Here is an 18,975-nt window from a genome sequence, read left to right on the forward strand (position 1 = left end):
GCCCGCTACGCGAAATCGGCCGGCGCCTGCTGGTGCCAGTCGGTCGCCAATTGCAGCTGGTGCGCCACGTTCAGCAACCGCGCCTCGTCGAAATAATTGCCGATCATCTGCAGGCCGACCGGCAGTCCAGCCGACTGCGGCGCCGGGATCGACATGCCGGGCAGGCCGGCGAGGTTGACCGCGATCGTGTAGATATCCGAAAGATACATCGACACCGGGTCATCGGCCTTCTCGCCCAGACCAAACGCGGTATCCGGCGCGGTTGGGCCGACGATCACATCGCATTGCTCGAATGCGCGGCGGAAGTCGTCGGCAATCAGATGGCGGACCTTTTGTGACTTGAGGTAGTACGCGTCGTAATAACCGGCCGACAGCGCATAGGTGCCTATCATGATGCGTCGCTTGACCTCGGCACCGAAGCCTTCCGAGCGCGAGCGCTTGTACAGGTCTTCGAGGTCCTTCGGATCGTCGCAGCGGTGGCCGTAGCGCACCCCGTCGAAGCGCGCGAGGTTCGACGAGCACTCGGCCGGCGCGACCACATAGTAAGCCGGCACCGACAGCCCGGCATTCGGCAGGCTGATCTCGACGATCTCGGCACCCAGCTTTTGCAGCTCGTCGATCGCCGCCTGCACCGACCGGCCGACGCCGGCGTCCAGGCCTTCGCCCATGAATTCTTTGACCACGCCGACACGCACACCTTTCACGTCGGTGCCCAGCGCCGCGACATAGTCATCCACCGGCCGCTCGGCACTGGTCGAGTCGCGTTCATCGAAACCGGACATCGCACCGAGCATGATCGCCGCATCTTCGGCGCTGCGCGTCATCGGTCCGGCCTGGTCGAGCGACGAGGCGAACGCGATCATGCCCCAGCGCGAGCAACGTCCATAGGTCGGCTTGAGGCCGGTGATGCCGGTCAACGCGGCCGGCTGACGGATCGAGCCACCGGTGTCGGTGCCGGTCGCGCCGCAGCACAGGCGCGCCGCAACGGCCGCCGCCGAACCGCCGGACGAACCACCGGGCACCTTGTCGGTGTTCCACGGGTTACGCACCGGGCCGTAATAGCTGGTTTCGTTCGACGAGCCCATCGCGAACTCGTCCATATTGGTCTTGCCGAGCATCACGGCGCCGGCAGCGCGCAGATTGGCGACGACCGTTGCGTCGTACGGCGAAATCCAGTTCTCCAGCATGCGCGAACCACAGGTGGTGCGCACGCCCTCGGTACAGAAGATGTCCTTGTACGCGATCGGGATGCCGGTCAGCGGGCCGGCATTGCCGGCGGCGATCCGCGCGTCGGCGGCCTTGGCCTGCTCGAGTGCGGCCTCTTCGGTCACCGTGACAAAGCTGTTGAGCTTGTCGTCGTGCGCCTTGATGCGCTGCAGCATATGCTGCGTCAGCTCGGTGCTCGACAGCTCGCCGCTTTGCAGCGAGCGCGACAATTCCGCGATGGTCTTGGTATGCATGGGATTACAGACGATCCATGATCGGTTTGGGGGCGTGAGACGATGCAAGCGGTGTGTAGACGTTCACCACCGTCGCTGCCTCATTCGATAACTTTCGGCACCAGGAACAGGCCGTTTTCAACCGCCGGCGCGGTGGCCTGGTAGGCCTCGCGGCGATTCACCTCGCTGACCGCGTCGGGCCGCAGGCGCTGCGCCATCTCCAGCGGGTGCGCCATCGGTTGCACGGCGTCGGTGTCGACGGCATCCATCTGCGCGACCAGGTCGAGGATATTCGACAGCTCCTTGCCCATCGACTCGGTTTCATCCGGCGACACCGCGAGGCGCGCAAGGTGAGCTATCTTTGCAACATCATCAGCAGACAGAGACATGGTATGCAGCCGCTTCGGTTGGACACGAACGAGGACGCGAAATTAACACATTACGGCGCACGGTCGAAACCAACTGCGAACCAATGCGCTTGCCGAACACCGGGGCCGTTGCTAGATTACGCCTCTTTCTGGGGCATGGTTCCTCAGTACACTGCATATTCGTTTTAGGTCGAGGCCCTCGCAAGACAGGTCGCCCGACCGGCCACCGGAAATCACAGCATGTTCCTTCGTCGTATTCGTGGACTTTTCTCCAACGACCTGTCGATCGACCTCGGCACCGCCAACACCCTGATCTACGCCCGTGACCAGGGAATAGTGCTCAACGAGCCGTCGGTCGTCGCCATTCGTCAGGACCGTGGTCCCGGCGGCCCCAAATCGGTCGCCGCCGTCGGCGAAGAGGCCAAGAAGATGCTCGGCCGTACCCCGGCCAACATCACCGCGATCCGGCCGATGAAAGAGGGCGTGATCGCCGACTTCACCGTCACCGAGAAGATGCTGCAGTACTTCATTCATAAGGTGCACGAATCCCGCCTGATCCGCCCCAGCCCGCGCGTGCTGGTATGCGTACCGTGCGGCTCGACCCAGGTCGAACGCCGCGCAATCAAGGAATCGGCCGCCGGTGCCGGTGCACGCGAGGTCTACCTGATCGAAGAGCCGATGTCGGCCGCGATCGGCGCCGGCCTGCCGGTCGACGAGGCACGCGGCTCGATGGTGCTCGACATCGGTGGCGGCACCTCCGAGGTCGCGATCATCTCGCTCAACGGCATCGTGTACTCGAACTCGGTGCGTATCGGCGGCGACAAATTCGACGAGGCCATCATCAACTATGTGCGCCGCAACTACGGCACGCTGATCGGTGAAGCCACCGCCGAACGGGTCAAGAAAGAGATCGGCTCGGCCTACCCCGGGAACGAAGTTCACGAGCTCGAAGTCAAAGGCCGCAACCTCGCCGAGGGTGTGCCGCGCAGCTTCACGCTGAGCTCCAACGAGATCCTCGAGGCATTGCAGGAGCCGCTGTCGGGCATCGTCGATGCCGTCAAGAAGGCCCTCGAACAGACCCCGCCGGAACTCGGCGCCGACGTCGCCGAGCGCGGCATCGTGCTGACCGGCGGCGGCGCGCTGCTCAAAGACCTCGACCGTCTGATCGAAGAGGAAACCGGCCTGCCGGTGGTGATCGCCGAAGACCCGCTGACCTGCGTGGCGCGTGGTGGCGGTCGTGCACTGGAGCTGATGGACGAGCGTGGGGGCGAGATCTTCACGGTCGAGTGACCCCTTTCACGGTGGCGTGGGCAGCCGCCGTGTGTGACAAATCGCAAGAACGGAGAGCGTCGCAATCAAGCCGATCTTTGCACAAGGCCCGTCCCAAGCTACGCGGCTGGTGGCCGCCGTCATTCTGTCGCTGACCCTGCTGGTAATGGATCATCGTTACCACCACCTGCAGGACCTGCGCAGCGCCCTGGCCTTCATCACCTATCCGCTGCAATACATGGCCGACCTGCCGTTTTCGGCGTCCGAGTGGCTCAGCACGACCACCAGCAGCCGCGATACCCTGCTCGAACAGAACGAGTTGCTGCGCGAACAGAACCTGCGACTGCGTGCCGAACTGCAGAAGTACGAATCGCTACAGGCCGAAAACATGCGCCTGCGCGACCTGGTCGATTCCTCGTTCAAGGTCGGCGACCGTGTGCTGGTCGCCGAGCTGTCGTCGGTCGACCTCGATCCCTACAAACAGCAGGTCATCATCAACAAGGGCGGCACCTCGGGGGTGTTCGAGGGCCAACCGGTGCTCGACGCGCACGCGGTCATGGGCCAGGTGACCAGCGTCACGCCGCTGTCGTCGACCGTGCTGCTGATCACCGACAGCAGCCACGCGCTGCCGGTACAGGTGTTGCGCAACGGCCTGCGCACTATCGCCGTCGGCACCGGGCGGATCGACGAACTGCGACTGCCCTACCTGCCGACCAACTCCGACATCGTCGAAGGCGACCTGCTGGTCACCTCCGGGCTTGGCGGCAAGTTCCCGCCCGGCTACCCGGTGGCCACGGTAACCCGGATCGACCGCTCGCCGGATGCGCCGTTCTCGACCGTACTCGCCCAGCCGCGCGCGCATCTCGATCGCAGCCGCGAAGTGCTGCTGGTATGGACGGTGCCGAACCAGCTCGCGATATCGCCGAACGGCGTGTCGCCCGAAGGCGGCGAAGATGCGGCCGACGCAGCATCCCCGACCGCCGAGAAACCGGCCGAAAAGCCAGCGCAGAAACCTACCGAACAGGTCATTGAGGGCGAAGAGTGAGCAGTGTCGCCCAGGGTCGCGTGGTGATCGTCGTCACCATCTGTATCGCCATGTTGCTGACGATACTGCCGATGCCCGAGTGGTCGAGGGCGTTTCGGCCACAATGGGTCACGCTGGTGATGATCTACTGGGCGATCGCCCTACCGCACCGCGTGGGCGTCGGTAGCGGCTTCATCGTCGGCGTGGTGCTCGACGTACTGACGGCGACCCTGCTCGGGCAACATGCACTCGGCCTGTCGATCGTGCTCTTCATCGCCATACAATTGCATCAACGCATCCGCGTGTTCCCGTTCTGGCAGCAATCGCTGGGCGTCATGCTGTTGCTGGTCATCGATCACCTGCTGTCGCTGTGGGTGATCGGCGCCACCCGTGAGACCACGCCTGGCCTGGAATACTGGGTGGTGCCGTTGATCGGCGCGCTGCTGTGGCCCTGGGTGTTCGTCACGCTGCGCAAGGTGCGGCGTCACTTCAAAGTCATCTGAGACCATGCAGCTCAAAGACACCATCCGCGAAAGCCAGGCGTTTCTGAACCGCGCGATCATCGGCGGCCTGCTGGTGCTGCTCGCGGTCGGTGCGCTGGTCTGGCGCATGGTGCAATTGCAGGTCGTCAGCCACGAACACTTCACCACCTTGTCGCGCGAGAACCGCGTCAAGGTTGTGCCGCTGCCGCCGACGCGCGGCCTGATCTACGACCGCAAAGGCGTGCTGCTGGCACAGAACCGGCCCGCCTACAGCCTGGAGATCACCCCCGAACAGGCCGGCAACCTCAACGATACCCTGGCCGGTCTCGGCCAGATCATCGAGATCAGCGAAGAAGACCTCGAACGCTTCTGGAAGCTGCGCAAGCGCAAGCGGCGTTTCGACAGCGTACCGATCCGGGTGAACCTCACCCAGGAAGAGACGGCGCAGTTCGCCGTGCACCGCCACCGTTTTCCCGGGGTCGATATCAAGACGCAGTTGCTGCGGCACTACCCGCACGACCTGAAAACCACACATGTGCTCGGCTATGTCGGACGCGTCAGCCAACGCGACCTCGAACAGATCGATGTGTCGAACTACGCCGGCACCAGCCACATCGGCAAGAACGGCGTCGAGAAGTCGTACGAATCGGCGCTGCACGGCTCGGTGGGCTTCGAACAGGTCGAGGTCAATGCCGCCGGACGTAAGGTGCGCACCCTCGAGCAGACACCGCCGGCGCCCGGTGTCGATATCCACCTGCATCTGGATATCGAGCTGCAACAGGTGGCGATGGATGCGTTCGGCGACAACAACGGTGCGGCCGTGGCGATCAACCCGAAGAACGGCGGCGTGCTGGCCTTCGTCAGTCAACCCGGCTACGACCCGAACCTGTTCGTCGAAGGCATCAGCACCAAGAACTACCAGGCCTTGCAGCAGGACGATGCGCGTCCGCTGTACAACCGCGCATTGCGTGGCCAGTACCCGCCCGGCTCGACAGTGAAACCTTTCATGGGTCTCGCTGGTCTTGAGACAGGTGTTATCCAATACGATTCCAGTGTCTACTGCCCCGGCTTCTTCCGCCTGCCCGGCAATGCGCACCGTTACCGCGACTGGAAGAAGACCGGCCACGGCTCGATGGACGTGGAGAACGCCATCGTGCAGTCGTGCGACGTGTTCTTCTACAAGCTGGCCTACGATGTCGGCGTCGATCGCCTGCACACCTTCCTGTCGCAGTTCGGTTTCGGCGGCCAGACCGGCATCGACCTGGTCGGCGAGTCGACCGGCCTGCTGCCGTCGCGTGAATGGAAACGCCGGGCGCGCAACCAGCCCTGGTACCCGGGCGAGACGCTGATCATGGGCATCGGGCAAGGGTATTTTCTGACGACACCGCTGCAACTGGCAGCGGCCACCGCGGCGATCGCCAACAACGGCACCTTCTACACGCCGCACGTGGTCGACCACCTGCGCTCGCGCGACACCGGCGAGATCGCGCCGATCCCGCCGAGCGCGCACCAGATACCGATCAAGCAGCTGCAGAACTGGATCGATGTGCACACCGGCATGGCGAACGTCGTCGAAGGTCGGCGTGGCACCGCCAAGCGTATCCGCAACGAGAAATACCGCATTGCCGGCAAGACCGGCACTGCACAGGTCTTCACCGTCGCCCAGGATGAGGAATACGACGAAGAAGAACTGGAAAAGAAGCTGCGCGACCACGCCTTGTTCATCGCCTATGCGCCGATCGACGACCCGCAAATCGCGGTCGCCGTGGTGGTTGAGAACGGCGGCCACGGCGGATCGGTCGCTGCACCGATCGCACGCGCCATCATGGACGCCTACCTGCTGCCGCCGGAAGAGCGCGCGCCGCTGCCACAACCGGAAGAAGGCACGTGAGCTACTCACCGCGCCAGCTCGGCGACCTGACCCCGACCAACCCGAACCGCCGCCAGGGCCTGCTGGCGGTATTCCATATCGACCTGCCCTTGCTGGTCGGCGTGTTGCTGCTGTGCGGCTTCGGCCTGCTCGTGTTGTATTCGGCCTCCGGCCAGAACCTGGCCCAGGTCGAACGCCAGACGCTGCGCATCCTGCTCGCGCTGGTCGTGATGCTGGCAGTCGCGCAGCTCAACCCGACGACGCTGCGCCGCTGGAGCCCCTGGCTGTACGGCGTCGGCGTCATCTTGTTGATCGCGGTGCTGGTGGTCGGTGAGATCGGCAAAGGCGCGCAGCGCTGGCTCGATCTCGGCGTGATCCGTTTCCAACCCTCCGAGATGGTCAAGATCGCCGTACCGCTGATGATCGCCTGGTACCTGGCCGAGAAACCGCTGCCGCCAACCTGGCAACGCCTGGCGGTGGCCGCCGCGCTGATCGTCGTGCCGGTGCTGATGATCGCCAAGCAGCCCGACCTCGGCACCTCGCTACTGGTCGCCAGCGCCGGTATCTTCGTACTGTTTCTTGCCGGCATCAGTTGGCGATTGATCGCCGCCTTGATCGCCGCCGGCGGCGCAGCCGCGCCGGCCGTGTGGTACCTGATGCGCGACTACCAACGGCAGCGCGTGCTGACCTTCCTCGATCCGGAAAACGATCCCCTGGGCGCCGGCTACCACATCATCCAATCGAAGATCGCGATCGGTTCGGGCGGGCTGTACGGCAAGGGCTGGCTCAACGGCACCCAATCACAACTCGACTTTCTGCCCGAGCGTCACACCGACTTCATCTTCGCCGTGCTGTCGGAAGAGTTCGGCCTGATCGGCGTGCTCGTGCTGCTTGCCCTGTACCTTTTCGTGATCGTGCGCGGCCTGTACATCGCCACCCGCGCGCAAGATACCTATACGCGCCTGATCTCCGGCGCGTTGATCCTGGTTTTCTTCGTGTACCTGTTCGTAAACACCGGCATGGTCACAGGCCTGCTGCCCGTGGTCGGTGTACCCTTACCGCTTGTCAGCTACGGGGGGACATCACTGGTGACCCTGATGGCCGGCTTCGGTATCCTCATGTCCATTCACACTCATCGACGATTGTTGCCGACCTGATGAAGCGATTTATCCTGTTACTGTGTTGTACGCTCGCCTTGGCGGGCACCGTCCGCGCCAAAACGCCGGACCAACTGCGCAACGAATTCATCAACGACATGGTGAAGCGCCACGGCTTCAAGCGTGACGATCTGACCAAGACGCTGCACCAGGCCGTTACGCAAAAGCGCATCCTCGAGGCGATCTCGCGGCCCGCGGAAAAGACCCTGAACTGGACCGAGTACCGTGCAATCTTTCTCAAGCCCGAACGCATCCACGGCGGTGTCGACTTCTGGCGCCAGCATGCCGACACCCTCGCGCGTGCCGAAAAAGAATACGGTGTGCCGCCGCAGATCATCGTCGCCATCCTCGGTGTCGAAACCCGCTACGGCGCGTTTACCGGCGGGCACCGTGTGCTCGACGCGCTGCATACCCTCGGCTTTCACTATCCGCGACGTGGCGAATTCTTCCGCGAGCAGCTCAGCCACTTCCTGCGCTTTGCCAAAGAAGAAGACATCGCGCCGACCATGCCCACCGGCTCGTATGCCGGCGCCATGGGCATGCCGCAATTCATGCCCGACAGCTTCCGCGTGTACGCGGTCGATTTCGACGGCGACGGTCACCGCGACATCTGGGAGAACCCGGTCGACGTGATCGGCAGCGTCGCCAACTACTTCGTCAAGAAGGGCAACTGGAAGCGTGGCGGACCGGTCACCACGCCCGCATCGAGCGTAACGGGCAAGCACAAGGCGTTCGTCGATGCCGGCGCCAAACCGCGGCTCACCGCCACCCAGCTGAGCAGCGCAGGCATCAAGTTTGACGACTCGATCGCCACCGGCGGCAAGGTCAGCCTGATGGATTTCAAAACCGACACCGGCACCGAATACTGGGTCGGCTCGAATAACTTCTATTCGATCATGCGCTACAACCCGCGCACCAAGTACGCGATGGCCGTGTACCAGCTCAGTGAGGCGATTCTCGCCGAGTACCAGCAGGGCCTGGACGCGCAGAAAACCGCAGGCAAGCAACCGTGAACAAGGCAAAGCGCATCACTTCGCTTCGCTGGTTGTTGATCGGCGCAATCACGGCGGGCCTGCTGGCCGGCTGCGGTTCGCGTGGGCCGACCTACGACGACGATCAGGACGGTCCGGGTGAGCATCGCGATGTCAGCAGCGTGCCCGACGCGGTGCCGAAAGAAGAACCGTACAGCCGCTACGGCAACCCGGTCAGCTATGTCGTGCTCGGCAAGCGCTATCACACGATGCGCGACCACAAGAACTTCAAGCAGCGCGGCATCGCCTCGTGGTACGGCAAGAAGTTCCACGGCCGGCGCACCTCCAGCGGCGAAACCTACGACATGTACCGCATGACCGCGGCGCACAAGGAACTGCCGATACCGACCTACGCCGAGGTCGTGAACCTGGAGAACGGCCGCCGGGTGGTGGTCAAGATCAACGACCGCGGCCCGTTCCACGAAAACCGCATCATCGACCTGTCGTACGCCGCCGCCTCGCGTATCGGCATGCTCGGCAAGGGCACCGCGCTGGTCGAGGTCCGCACGATCGATCCGTCCGGGCCGCAGGGCGCAACCAAGGTCGCCGCCACGACCGCGCCGGCCGCACCGCCCTCGGTCGAGCCGACGGCGCCACCGCTGCCGCCCGAACAGGTCGCCAAGGCACCGCGCATCTACCTGCAGGCCGGGGCATTCAGCAGCAGCCACAATGCCGAGCAATTGCGTCAGCGGTTGCAGAATGGCCTGGCACGTACGGTACGGGTGTCGCCGACCGTGACGGCCGACGGCCAGATGCACCGCGTGCAGGTCGGACCACTGGCATCGGTCGAGACCGCCGACCAGGTCAGCGCGCAGATGCATCAGTTCGGCGTCGCCGAACCGATTGTCATCATCGAGTGAACCGCCCGACCCGGCGCGCTGTCTGACCCCCTGCATCGGCGGCGAAGGCCTGACCGGCAGCACATCCAGAACAGATCTACAGCAGCCCCGGATCTCGTCCAGGCCCGCCTCGTGGCCCAGCGCTGCCCCAAGCGGCGCTGTGGCGTTAGAATGTCGCCACGCCGAAAGCGGTTCAAAGCGTGAGCCATTCGACATAGGGAGTGCGGCACACTCGGCACGCACCCCGTATCCTAGGATTTCGTTAACAAGCCTTAGCTAGCCGACTTTTACCTACCGAACTCAGGAACGCAGTATCGTGCTCAAAACCCTCATTGCTTCCCTCTTCGCGCTGCTCTTGACGCCATTGGGCATGGCCGTCGCCGCACCCGCACCCGCGCCACCGACGGTCGCCGCCACCGGCTACCTGCTGGTCGATATGGACAGCGACATCGTGCTGGCCGCCAAAGACGCCGAACAGCGCCTGGAGCCCGCCAGCCTGACCAAGATCATGACCGCCTACGTGGTGTTTCGCGAGCTGCGCGGTGGCTCGATCACCCTCACCGACCCGGTGCTGATCAGCGAAAAGGCGTGGAAAACGCCCGGCTCGCGGATGTTTGTCGAGGTCAACAAACGGGTATCGGTCGAAGAACTGCTCAAGGGCATGATCATCCAGTCGGGCAACGATGCCAGCGTCGCGCTGGCCGAGCACGTGGCCGGCAGCGAAGAGGCGTTCGCCAACCTGATGAACAACCATGCGCACCGCCTGGGCATGCTCGACACCCACTTCGTCAACGCCACCGGTCTGCCCGACCCGGAGCACTACACCACGCCGCGCGACATCGCGCTGGTCACCGAGGCGACGATTCGCGAGTTCCCCGAGCTGTACAAGCTGTACGCCGTCAAGGAATACACCTACAACGACATCCGCCAGCACAACCGCAACAACCTGCTGTGGCGCGATGCCGCAGTCGACGGCGTGAAGACCGGCCACACCGAGGCCGCCGGCTACTGCCTGGTGGCGTCGGCCAAGCGCGACAACATGCGCCTGGTGTCGGTGGTTATGGGCACCGAGAGTGAAAAGGCGCGCGCCGTCGAGAGCCAGTCGTTGCTGAACTACGGCTTTCGTTTCTACGAAACGCACCGCCTGTACGGCGCCAACGACCGCCTGACCCGCACCCGCGTGTGGATGGGCGAGCAGGAAGAGGTCTCGCTCGGCCTGGACAAGGATCTGTATGTCACGATCCCACGGCGGCAGTATGAAAAGCTGAACGCACGCACCGATATCCAATCGGGTATCGAGGCACCGATCAGCAAAGGCCAGAAGCTCGGCGAGGTCGTCATCGAACTCGATGGCGAACTGGTTACCCGCAAGCCGCTGGTGGCACTCGAAGACGTGCCCGAGGGTGGCATCTGGCGCACGGTTGTCGACAGCGTATTGATGATGTTTGAGTAAAAGAACAATGAACGACTCCCTGCTCGCCTACCTCAATGGCGAATACGTGCCGAAAGATCAGGCCTGCGTGCCGATCACCGACCGCGGACTGCTGTTCGGCGACAGCGTGTACGAGGTGATCCCGGCCTACGGCGGCCGCCCGTTCCGCGTGCCACACCACCTGCGCCGCCTGGATCGCAGCCTGGCCGCGATCCGCATGCAAAATCCGCTGAGCCAGGATGAATGGCAGAAGATCTTCGAGCGCCTGACCCAGCAACTGCCGGGCAAAGATCAGTCGATCTACCTGCAGGTCACGCGCGGCTCGTACCCGGTGCGCAACCACGTGATACCGGACGACATCCAGCCGAACGTGATCGCCTTCACCAGCGTCAACCCGGCGCGCGATCCGGACAAGGCCCGGCGCGGCATCAAGGTCATTACCCTGGAAGACATCCGCTGGCATCGCTGCGACATCAAGGCGACGACGCTGCTGGCCAACGTGCTGGCGCGCGCCCAGGCGACCGAAGAAGGCGCCGACGAGGCGATCCTGATACGCGATGCCGCCGCTATGGAAGGCACGGCGAGCAACCTGTTCGTAGTCAGCAACGGCCTGGTGATCACACCGCCCGACAGCCCCGAGCTGCTGCCCGGCATCACGCGCGACCTGGTGCTCGAGCTGTGTCGCGAGGCCGGCGTGCCCTTTGCCCAGGCCACCATCGGCATGCCCGACCTCGAGCACGCCGACGAGATCTGGCTGACCAGTTCCACGCGCGAAGTCGCGGCCGTGGTCGAGCTCAATGGCAGACCGGTCGGCAACGGTACACCCGGCGAGATGTGGCACCGCATGGACGCACTGTTCCAGGCCTGCAAAGAGCGCCTGCGTCTCGGAGGCGATTGCCATGTCGACTGATGAGGCACAGGGATTTCAGTTTCCCTGTGACTACCAGATCAAGGCGATGGGTATCGACGACGGCAGCTTTCATGAAGTCGTCATCGAGATCATCAACCGTCACTGCGACACCGTGCGCAGCGACAGCATGCGCACCCGCCCGAGCGCCAACGGCAAATACATCTCGGTGAGCATCGTGATCGAGGCGCAGAGCCGCGAACAGCTCGACCGCATCTACGACGACCTGACCGCCCACGACAAGGTGCTGATGCGCCTCTGAACAGGGCGCAGCTCTCGCACCAAGACTTATGACCGGCAAACGCCTCGTTCTGCGCAGACTCGGTCGACGCGACTACCAACCCACCTGGGAGGCGATGCGTCGCTTCACCGACGAACGCAGCGCTGAAACACCCTCCGAACTGTGGATCGTCGAACACCCGCCGGTGTTCACTCAGGGGCAGGCCGGCAAGGCCGAACACGTGCTGGCCGCCGGCGACATCCCGGTGGTGCAAACCGACCGTGGCGGCCAAGTGACCTATCACGGCCCAGGCCAGGTCGTGATCTACCTGCTGATCTCGCTGCGCGAGGCCGGTGTCGGCATCCGCCGCCTGGTCACGATCATGGAAGAGGCCATCATCGCGCTGCTGGCTGACTACGGCATCGAGGCGCAGGCACGGCGCGATGCGCCCGGCGTGTACGTTGACGATAGAAAGATCGCCTCATTGGGATTGCGCGTGCGCCGCGGCTACACCTATCACGGCCTGGCGCTGAACGTGGCCAATGATCTGAGCCCGTTCGAACGCATCAACCCGTGCGGCTACGCCGGGCTCGAGGTGACCAGCACCCGGCTGCTGGGCATCGACGATTCACAGAGCCGGATTGCCGACAAGCTGGCCGCCGGCCTGGCCGGGCAGCTGGGCTACACCCTCGAACAAGCGGACGAAACCGACCACTGAGGCGGCTTGTTGAGCCGGGCCGCCAAGCCGGAACGGAGATCAGGCCGGGTCTGCAACGGGCTTCTTGCCACGCCGGGCCGGCTTGTCCATCGGATCGCCCACGTCGCCACTGGTCAGCACCGGGGCGGCATCGAGGTTCTCCGCGTCCATCATCTCGGCGATGCGCTGCAGGGTCGACACCATCTGCGTCTGCTCCCAATCGCGCAACGCCGCAAACCGGCGGATGAAAGTTTCCTGCAACAGCGGCGGCGCGCTGGCATACAGTTTTTCGCCGGCCTTGGTTGCCGTGATCAGCACGCGGCGCTTATCCACCGCGTCTTTGGTACGGCGCACCAGCTTGCGCGTTTCGAGGCGCTTGACGATATCGGTCATCGTCGCCTGGCTGACACTCACCCGACGCGCCAGCTCACCTGCGGTCAGCGCACCGGCCGCCAGCGTCTCGCGCAACACCAACGCCTGCGGACCGGTCAGGCCATGACTGGCGACCAGGCTGCGCGAATGCACGTCGACCGCGCGAATCACTCTTCGCAATGCAATCAGCATGTTGTCCGACAGATCATTTTTTTGTTTAGACGTCATGGCTTTTTATCGCTCACCCTAAGCGGCATATCTCAATTTTGCCCCATATCAGTGCATTAACAAAATTGAATGCGCCGGACCATTTGTTTAGAATTCAAAGCGTTCCCAGCAACTCAGTAGTTAGCCATGTGCGGCATTTGCGGTGAGATCCGCTTCGACGGCAGCACCCCCTCCGTCGACTCCATTGCGCGAATGAATCGCGTACTTTTCCCACGCGGCCCGGACGGCAGCGGCGTATTCCAGTCAAGACATCTCGCCTTCGGTCACCAGCGGCTGAAGATCCTCGATCTGTCGGAACACGCCCAGCAACCGATGATCGACAATGAGCTCGGTCTGGGTATCGTCTTCAACGGCTGTATCTACAATTTCCAAGAGCTGCGCGTACAACTGCGCGCGCTCGGCTACCGCTTCTTCTCCGACGGCGACACCGAGGTGATCCTCAAGGCCTACGCGGCCTGGGGCTTCCAATGCGTCGAACGCTTCCACGGCATGTTCGCCTTCGCCATCTGGGAGCGCGATACCGGCCGCGTCGTGATCGGTCGCGATCGACTCGGCATCAAGCCGGTGTACTACACCGAGCTCGATAACGGCCTGCGCTTCGCCTCGACCCTGCCTGCCCTGCTCGCTTCGGGCGGCATCGACACCGATATCGATCCGACGGCGCTGCACCACTACATGACCTTCCACGCCGTGGTGCCCGCGCCTTACACGATCGTTAAGGGCGTGCGCAAACTACCACCGGCCACGGTGCGCATCATCGAGCCGGATGGCCGCAGCCGCGATCATTGCTACTGGCGCCTGCATTTCGGCGGCAACAGCGAAGACCAGCAGCGCAGCTACGAAGACTGGCAGGAAATCACGCTCAACTCGCTGCGCAAGGCGGTCGAGCGCCGCCTGGTGTCGGACGTGCCGGTCGGCGTATTGCTGTCGGGCGGACTCGATTCCAGCCTGATCGTCGGCCTGCTGGCCGAACAGGGTCAGCGCGGCCTGAACACCTTCTCGGTCGGCTTCGAATCGGTCGACGACGAGAAAGGCGACGAGTTCCAGTATTCCGACATCATCGCCGCACACTTCAACACCGAGCACCACCAGATCCGCGTCGATTCGCAACGCCTGCTGCCCGCCCTCGGCGACTGCATTGCAGCGATGAGCGAACCGATGGTCAGCCACGACGTGATCGGCTTCTACCTGCTCTCCGAACAGGTATCGAAGCACGTCAAGGTGGTGCAGAGCGGCCAGGGTGCCGACGAGGTGTTCGCCGGTTATCACTGGTATCCGCCGCTGGCCGACAGCAGCGACCCGGCCAACGACTACGCCAAGGTGTTCTTCGATCGCGATCACGCCGAGTTCGCACGCGCGGTCGATCCGCGTTTCGTCAACGACGACCACAGCCTGGCGTTCGTCGCGAAGCATTTCGGCATGCCCGGCGCGCAACAACCGATCGACAAGGCGCTGCGCCTGGATACCCAGATCATGCTGGTCGACGATCCGGTGAAACGGGTCGACAACATGACCATGGCCTGGGGCCTTGAGGCGCGCGTGCCGTTCCTCGACCACGAGCTGGTCGAGCTGGCGGCGCGCATACCGGCCAAGTACAAGATCGCCGAAGGCGGCAAGGGCGTGCTCAAAGAGGCTGCCCGGGCCGTGATCCCGAACGAGGTTATCGATCGGCCGAAGGGTTATTTTCCGGTGCCGGCACTCAAGTACCTCGAAGGCGAGTACCTCAAGTACGTGCAGGATGCGCTCAACCAGCCGGCGGCGCGCCAACGTGGCCTGTTCCGCGAAGACTATGTCGCCGAGCTGATGGCCGATCCGAAAAAGCACATCACGCCGCTGCGCGGGTCGAAGGTCTGGCAGATCGCATTGCTTGAACTCTGGTTCCAAAAACACGGCATCTAGGGCGCGCCCATGAGCAGAGAGGAACACTACCGTACGCGACTGGCCCGCACCCGGGCGGCGACGGTTTCCGGACCTGAGTCGATCCAGACGCATGGCAGCTACGACCCCAAGCACGATGCAGTGGTCGACTGCGGCTGGGGCCGGCTGATCTTTGCACATACCTTTCGCGACAACCGCCACCTGGCCGACACGCTGTTGGCCGAATCGCCCGGCAAGCGCGACATCGCGTTCTACGTGGTCGATCCGCATGTGCTGCTGTCGATGGAACCGCAGAACCTGTTCCTCGATCCGTCGCACACCTATCGCCTGTGGCTCGACCGTTACAAGGTCTCTGCGCTGCGGCCGCGCGGTTACACGATCCGCCTGCTCAACAGCTACCGGGATGCCGAGGCGATCCATCGGGTCTATCTCAAGCGGCACATGATTCCGCCGCCGGTCGACTTCGTCTGGGAGCATCGCGCCTCGCGTTCGGTGCAGTACTTCGTCGCGTCCGACATCACCACCGGCGAGGTGCTCGGCGCCGCGACCGGCATCGACCATGTCGAGGCGTTCAACGATCCGGAAAAGGGCTGCAGCCTGTGGGCACTGGCGGTCGATCCGCAGGCACGTCAGCCGGGCATCGGCCAGGCGCTGGTGCGCCACATGGCCGAGTTCTTCATCGCCCGCGGTCGCGCCTATCTCGACCTGTCGGTGATGCACAACAACCGCGAGGCGATCCGCCTGTACGAACGCCTCAAGTTCGAGCGCATCAACGTATTCACGGTGAAGAACAAGAACTCGTTCAACGAGCCGCTGTTCATCGGAACCCAGCCGCAGGAAGCGCTGAACCCCTATGCGCGCATCATCACCCGCGAGGCGCAGCGCCGCGGTATCGGCGTGACGGTAACCGACGCCGAGGCCGGCTTTTTCGAGCTCTCGCTGGGCGGGCGCACGATCGCGTGTCGCGAGTCACTCACCGAGCTGACCACCTCGATTGCGATGAGCCGCTGCGACGACAAAGCGGTCACCCACCGCATACTGCGTCGCGCCAACCTGCGTGTACCGGCACAAACCGTCGTCAAAGACGACAAGCAGGCCGAGGAGTTTCTCGACCGCTTCGGCTCGATCGTGGTCAAACCGGCCAGCGGTGAGCAGGGTGCAGGCATCAGCGTCGACGTGCGTGATCACAAGTCGCTGCACAACGCGGTTGCCGAGGCGCGCAAGCATTCCGGCACGGTGCTGCTCGAAGAGTTTGTCGAAGGCATGGACCTGCGCATCATCGTCATCGATTTCAAGGTGGTCGCAGCAGCCACCCGTCGCCCACCGCGCGTGCAGGGCACCGGGCGCGACAGCATTCGCGAGCTGATCGAAAAACAGAGCCGGCGTCGCCAGGCAGCAACCGACGGCGAGAGCAGCATCCCGATCGACGGCGAGACCGAGCGCTGCGTTGCCGAGGGCGGTTTCGCGCTCGACGATGTGCTGCCCTACGGCCAGTACCTGACCGTGCGCAAGGCCGCCAACCTGCACACCGGCGGCACCATTCACGACGTGACCGCAGGCCTGCATCCCACGCTTGAGAAGGCCGCTGTGGATGCCGCCAAGGCGATCGATATTCCGGTGACCGGGCTCGACTTCATCGTGCCTGACCCCAAGGCTGAGGAATATGTCATCATAGAAGCCAATGAACGTCCGGGGCTGGCGAATCACGAACCGCAACCGACTGCGGAACGTTTTATCGACCTGCTGTTTCCGAGTACCGCCGGACGTTAGCTTCAACTGCGACGTTGGCGGAACATGAAAGACCTTCCGATCGATCAAACCTACGTTCAGGATGTGCTGTTTCGGCTCCTGAATACCCCCAGCCCCAGCGGCTACACCGACCGTGCCGTGCACCTGGTGGCCGACGAGCTCGACAAGCTCGGCGTGCCGGTCGAACTCACCCGTCGCGGCGCCGTGCGCGCCACGCTCAAAGGCCGCTCGAACACGCAGGATCGTGCCGTTGTCGCGCACATCGATACGCTCGGCGCGATGGTCAAGGGCCTTAAATCGAACGGTCGCGTCGAGGTCGTGCCGATCGGTCACTGGAACGCGCGCTTTGCCGAAGGCGCGCGCGTTACCCTGTTTACCGACATGAGCACGCACCGCGGCACCATCCTGCCGCTCAAGGCATCGGGCCATACCTTCGCCGACGAAGTCGACAAGCAACCCTCGAACTGGCAGAACCTCGAACTGCGTATCGACGAACACTGCGATTCGCAGCGCGACCTGATGAAACTCGGCGTGCACGTCGGCGACATCATCGCCATCGATCCGCAACCCGAAGTGCTCGAAAACGGCTACATCGTTTCGCGCCACCTCGACGACAAGGCCGGCGCCGCCGTGTTGCTGGGCGCCGTAAAAGCCATAGTCGACCACAAGGTCGAACTGCCGATCGGCTGTCACCCCCTGTTCACCATCTCGGAAGAGGTCGGCTCAGGGGCATCTGCTGTGCTGCACGGCGACATCTCCGAGATGCTCACCCTCGACAACGGCACCACGGCACCCGGCCAGAACTCGAGCGAGTTCGGCGCGACGATCTGCATGGCCGACATGACCGGGCCATTCGACTACCACCTCACGCACTACATCATCCGCCTGTGTCAGGAATTCCAGATTCCCTACCAGCGCGACATCTTCCGCTTCTACCGCTCCGACAGCGCCGCCGCCGTCGAAGCCGGCGCCGACCTGCGCACTGCCCTCGCCACCTTCGGCGTCGACGGTTCACACGGTTGGGAGCGTATACATTGGAATGCGCTTGAATCGCTGGCCAAGCTGGTCGCGATCTATATGCAATCGCCGCCGCTGTTTATGCGTGATCAGGATGATATTGGGCCGCGGGCTGGATTCCCGATGCAGCCGGCTTGATGACTTAGATCTTCACGCAAACACTCATCGGGGCGCCATTGCAAACTGGCCCCTTTACTCAATCTAGACAAGCCCGGCCGTTCGCCGGGCTTTTTCTTGCTCACTAGTCTTTACTTGAACCATCGCTCAATCCGAGTGAATATCGAGATTAGCGGCTTTCTGTGCTGCGAAACACTGAAAGGGAACTTCTTTGAATCAAATCGAAATCAAAAATACGACACTCATCATCGCGTTCGTCACCTCATCGCTCTATGTATTTGGGACATCTTTTTACCAAGGCTACCTGAGCCACTGGGGTATTGAAGAGAGTTTATTGCCACAGGCATTTGAGAAAACGCTCTTCTACGGGTTTCTTGGTGCGAGCTATTTGGGCGCAAAATCGATGGTCTTCTTGATGCTCGCGGTTAGCGCAAATTTCGGCCTTGCTGCAGCCTCTTTCGCGCTGTTCGAGCGGCTTAAACGTCGCCCATGGTTTAGGCACAAGTTCACAAGAAAGGTAAAAAGTCAGAAAACAAAGAGTATTTCGACATATATACGTTACTCGGGATGGGGCGTGTTGATTGCCTATTGGGTATTCGTTGTGTTTCTTCTCAGCATGATTTTGCTATGGTCCGCAGGCTATATGGGCCAGTTTGCCGCTAAAAACCATCAAGCGCATTTCGAGAACAGTGGACTTTATCGCGTGAAAGTTACCTTAGCCAGCGGGTTGGTTGAAGATGGCATGAGTATTATTTGCTCCGCTACGCATTGTGCATATCTCGTATGCGGCAAAGCTCGCGTGTGGCCAGTTTCGAAAATCGAGATGGTTGAGAGTGTTCCTCCAGAAGCGTAACAAGCCCCCATACTCATCCGAATGCC

18 protein-coding genes are annotated in these 18,975 nt (G+C 62.9%); 15 read left to right on the forward strand and 3 right to left on the reverse strand.

All coding sequences use genetic code 11. The annotated features are described in order from the left end of the window. Positions 1-5 precede the first annotated feature (5 nt). Both gatA and gatC read right to left on the reverse strand, forming a co-directional pair. Positions 6-1,460 carry an Asp-tRNA(Asn)/Glu-tRNA(Gln) amidotransferase subunit GatA gene (gene gatA / locus B1781_RS20685; protein ID WP_078121464.1) on the reverse strand — a complete coding sequence of 485 codons (1,455 nt, stop codon included), beginning with the start codon at positions 1,458-1,460 and terminating at the stop codon, positions 6-8. Between the two features lie 80 nt (positions 1,461-1,540). Further along, positions 1,541-1,828, reverse strand: coding sequence for an Asp-tRNA(Asn)/Glu-tRNA(Gln) amidotransferase subunit GatC (gene gatC, locus B1781_RS20690; protein WP_078121465.1), 288 nt, complete (start codon positions 1,826-1,828; stop codon positions 1,541-1,543). Between the two features lie 219 nt (positions 1,829-2,047). Between gatC and B1781_RS20695 the strand changes: the two genes are divergently transcribed. The 11 genes from B1781_RS20695 (at position 2,048) to lipB (ending at position 12,756) form a co-directional block, all read left to right on the forward strand. Next, positions 2,048-3,097, forward strand: a complete 1,050-nt coding sequence (locus tag B1781_RS20695; protein WP_078121466.1) for a rod shape-determining protein — start codon at positions 2,048-2,050, stop codon at positions 3,095-3,097. A gap of 73 nt (positions 3,098-3,170) precedes the next feature. Further along, a complete protein-coding gene (gene mreC, locus B1781_RS20700) occupies positions 3,171-4,121 on the forward strand; it encodes a rod shape-determining protein MreC (protein ID WP_334224003.1) in 951 nt (316 codons plus the stop codon). Then, a complete protein-coding gene (mreD, locus tag B1781_RS20705) occupies positions 4,118-4,603 on the forward strand; it encodes a rod shape-determining protein MreD (protein ID WP_078121468.1) in 486 nt (161 codons plus the stop codon). Before mreC ends, mreD begins: the two co-directional genes overlap by 4 nt. A 4-nt stretch (positions 4,604-4,607) precedes the next feature. After that, on the forward strand, positions 4,608-6,473 hold the full coding sequence (gene mrdA, locus B1781_RS20710; RefSeq protein WP_078121469.1) for a penicillin-binding protein 2: 1,866 nt from the start codon (positions 4,608-4,610) through the stop codon (positions 6,471-6,473). Further along, the gene (rodA, locus tag B1781_RS20715; RefSeq protein ID WP_078121470.1) at positions 6,470-7,609 is read left to right on the forward strand and encodes a rod shape-determining protein RodA; all 1,140 of its coding nucleotides are present in this window, start codon (positions 6,470-6,472) and stop codon (positions 7,607-7,609) included. The genes mrdA and rodA overlap by 4 nt, the downstream gene beginning before the upstream one ends. Next, positions 7,609-8,622 (forward strand): lytic murein transglycosylase B, encoded by a 1,014-nt coding sequence (mltB, locus tag B1781_RS20720; RefSeq protein WP_078121471.1) that lies wholly within the window; start codon positions 7,609-7,611, stop codon positions 8,620-8,622. The genes rodA and mltB overlap by 1 nt, the downstream gene beginning before the upstream one ends. Then, complete coding sequence (locus B1781_RS20725) at positions 8,619-9,500, forward strand: septal ring lytic transglycosylase RlpA family protein (RefSeq protein ID WP_334223807.1); 882 nt, start codon at positions 8,619-8,621, stop codon at positions 9,498-9,500. The genes mltB and B1781_RS20725 overlap by 4 nt, the downstream gene beginning before the upstream one ends. A gap of 295 nt (positions 9,501-9,795) precedes the next feature. Continuing rightward, positions 9,796-10,932 carry a D-alanyl-D-alanine carboxypeptidase family protein gene (locus tag B1781_RS20730; RefSeq protein ID WP_334223808.1) on the forward strand — a complete coding sequence of 379 codons (1,137 nt, stop codon included), beginning with the start codon at positions 9,796-9,798 and terminating at the stop codon, positions 10,930-10,932. Between the two features lie 7 nt (positions 10,933-10,939). Further along, the gene (locus B1781_RS20735) at positions 10,940-11,821 is read left to right on the forward strand and encodes a D-amino acid aminotransferase (protein ID WP_078121473.1); all 882 of its coding nucleotides are present in this window, start codon (positions 10,940-10,942) and stop codon (positions 11,819-11,821) included. Further along, on the forward strand, positions 11,811-12,080 hold the full coding sequence (locus B1781_RS20740; protein ID WP_164513489.1) for a YbeD family protein: 270 nt from the start codon (positions 11,811-11,813) through the stop codon (positions 12,078-12,080). Before B1781_RS20735 ends, B1781_RS20740 begins: the two co-directional genes overlap by 11 nt. Before the next feature lie 28 nt (positions 12,081-12,108). After that, positions 12,109-12,756: a lipoyl(octanoyl) transferase LipB gene (gene lipB / locus B1781_RS20745; protein WP_078121475.1), complete on the forward strand. Its 648-nt coding sequence runs from the start codon at positions 12,109-12,111 to the stop codon at positions 12,754-12,756. Positions 12,757-12,795: 39 nt separating this feature from the next. On the opposite strand, the gene B1781_RS20750 is transcribed toward lipB, so the two are convergent. After that, positions 12,796-13,335: a MarR family winged helix-turn-helix transcriptional regulator gene (locus B1781_RS20750; RefSeq protein WP_078121476.1), complete on the reverse strand. Its 540-nt coding sequence runs from the start codon at positions 13,333-13,335 to the stop codon at positions 12,796-12,798. A gap of 126 nt (positions 13,336-13,461) precedes the next feature. Here B1781_RS20750 and B1781_RS20755 point away from each other — a divergent pair, with 126 nt between their 5' ends. From B1781_RS20755 to B1781_RS20770, 4 genes are all read left to right on the forward strand, one after another. Further along, positions 13,462-15,234 carry an N-acetylglutaminylglutamine amidotransferase gene (locus B1781_RS20755; RefSeq protein WP_078121477.1) on the forward strand — a complete coding sequence of 591 codons (1,773 nt, stop codon included), beginning with the start codon at positions 13,462-13,464 and terminating at the stop codon, positions 15,232-15,234. Between the two features lie 9 nt (positions 15,235-15,243). Further along, entirely contained in the window at positions 15,244-16,983 is a 1,740-nt protein-coding gene (ngg, locus tag B1781_RS20760) for an N-acetylglutaminylglutamine synthetase (RefSeq protein WP_078121478.1), read from the forward strand. A gap of 24 nt (positions 16,984-17,007) precedes the next feature. Then, the gene (locus tag B1781_RS20765) at positions 17,008-18,117 is read left to right on the forward strand and encodes an osmoprotectant NAGGN system M42 family peptidase (protein WP_078121479.1); all 1,110 of its coding nucleotides are present in this window, start codon (positions 17,008-17,010) and stop codon (positions 18,115-18,117) included. A 190-nt stretch (positions 18,118-18,307) separates the two neighbouring features. Then, positions 18,308-18,949, forward strand: coding sequence for a hypothetical protein (locus B1781_RS20770; protein ID WP_078121480.1), 642 nt, complete (start codon positions 18,308-18,310; stop codon positions 18,947-18,949). Positions 18,950-18,975: the final 26 nt, after the last annotated feature.

This window comes from Thiosocius teredinicola (genome assembly GCF_002009425.1).
GTDB classification, from domain to species: Bacteria; Pseudomonadota; Gammaproteobacteria; order Chromatiales; family Chromatiaceae; genus Thiosocius; species Thiosocius teredinicola.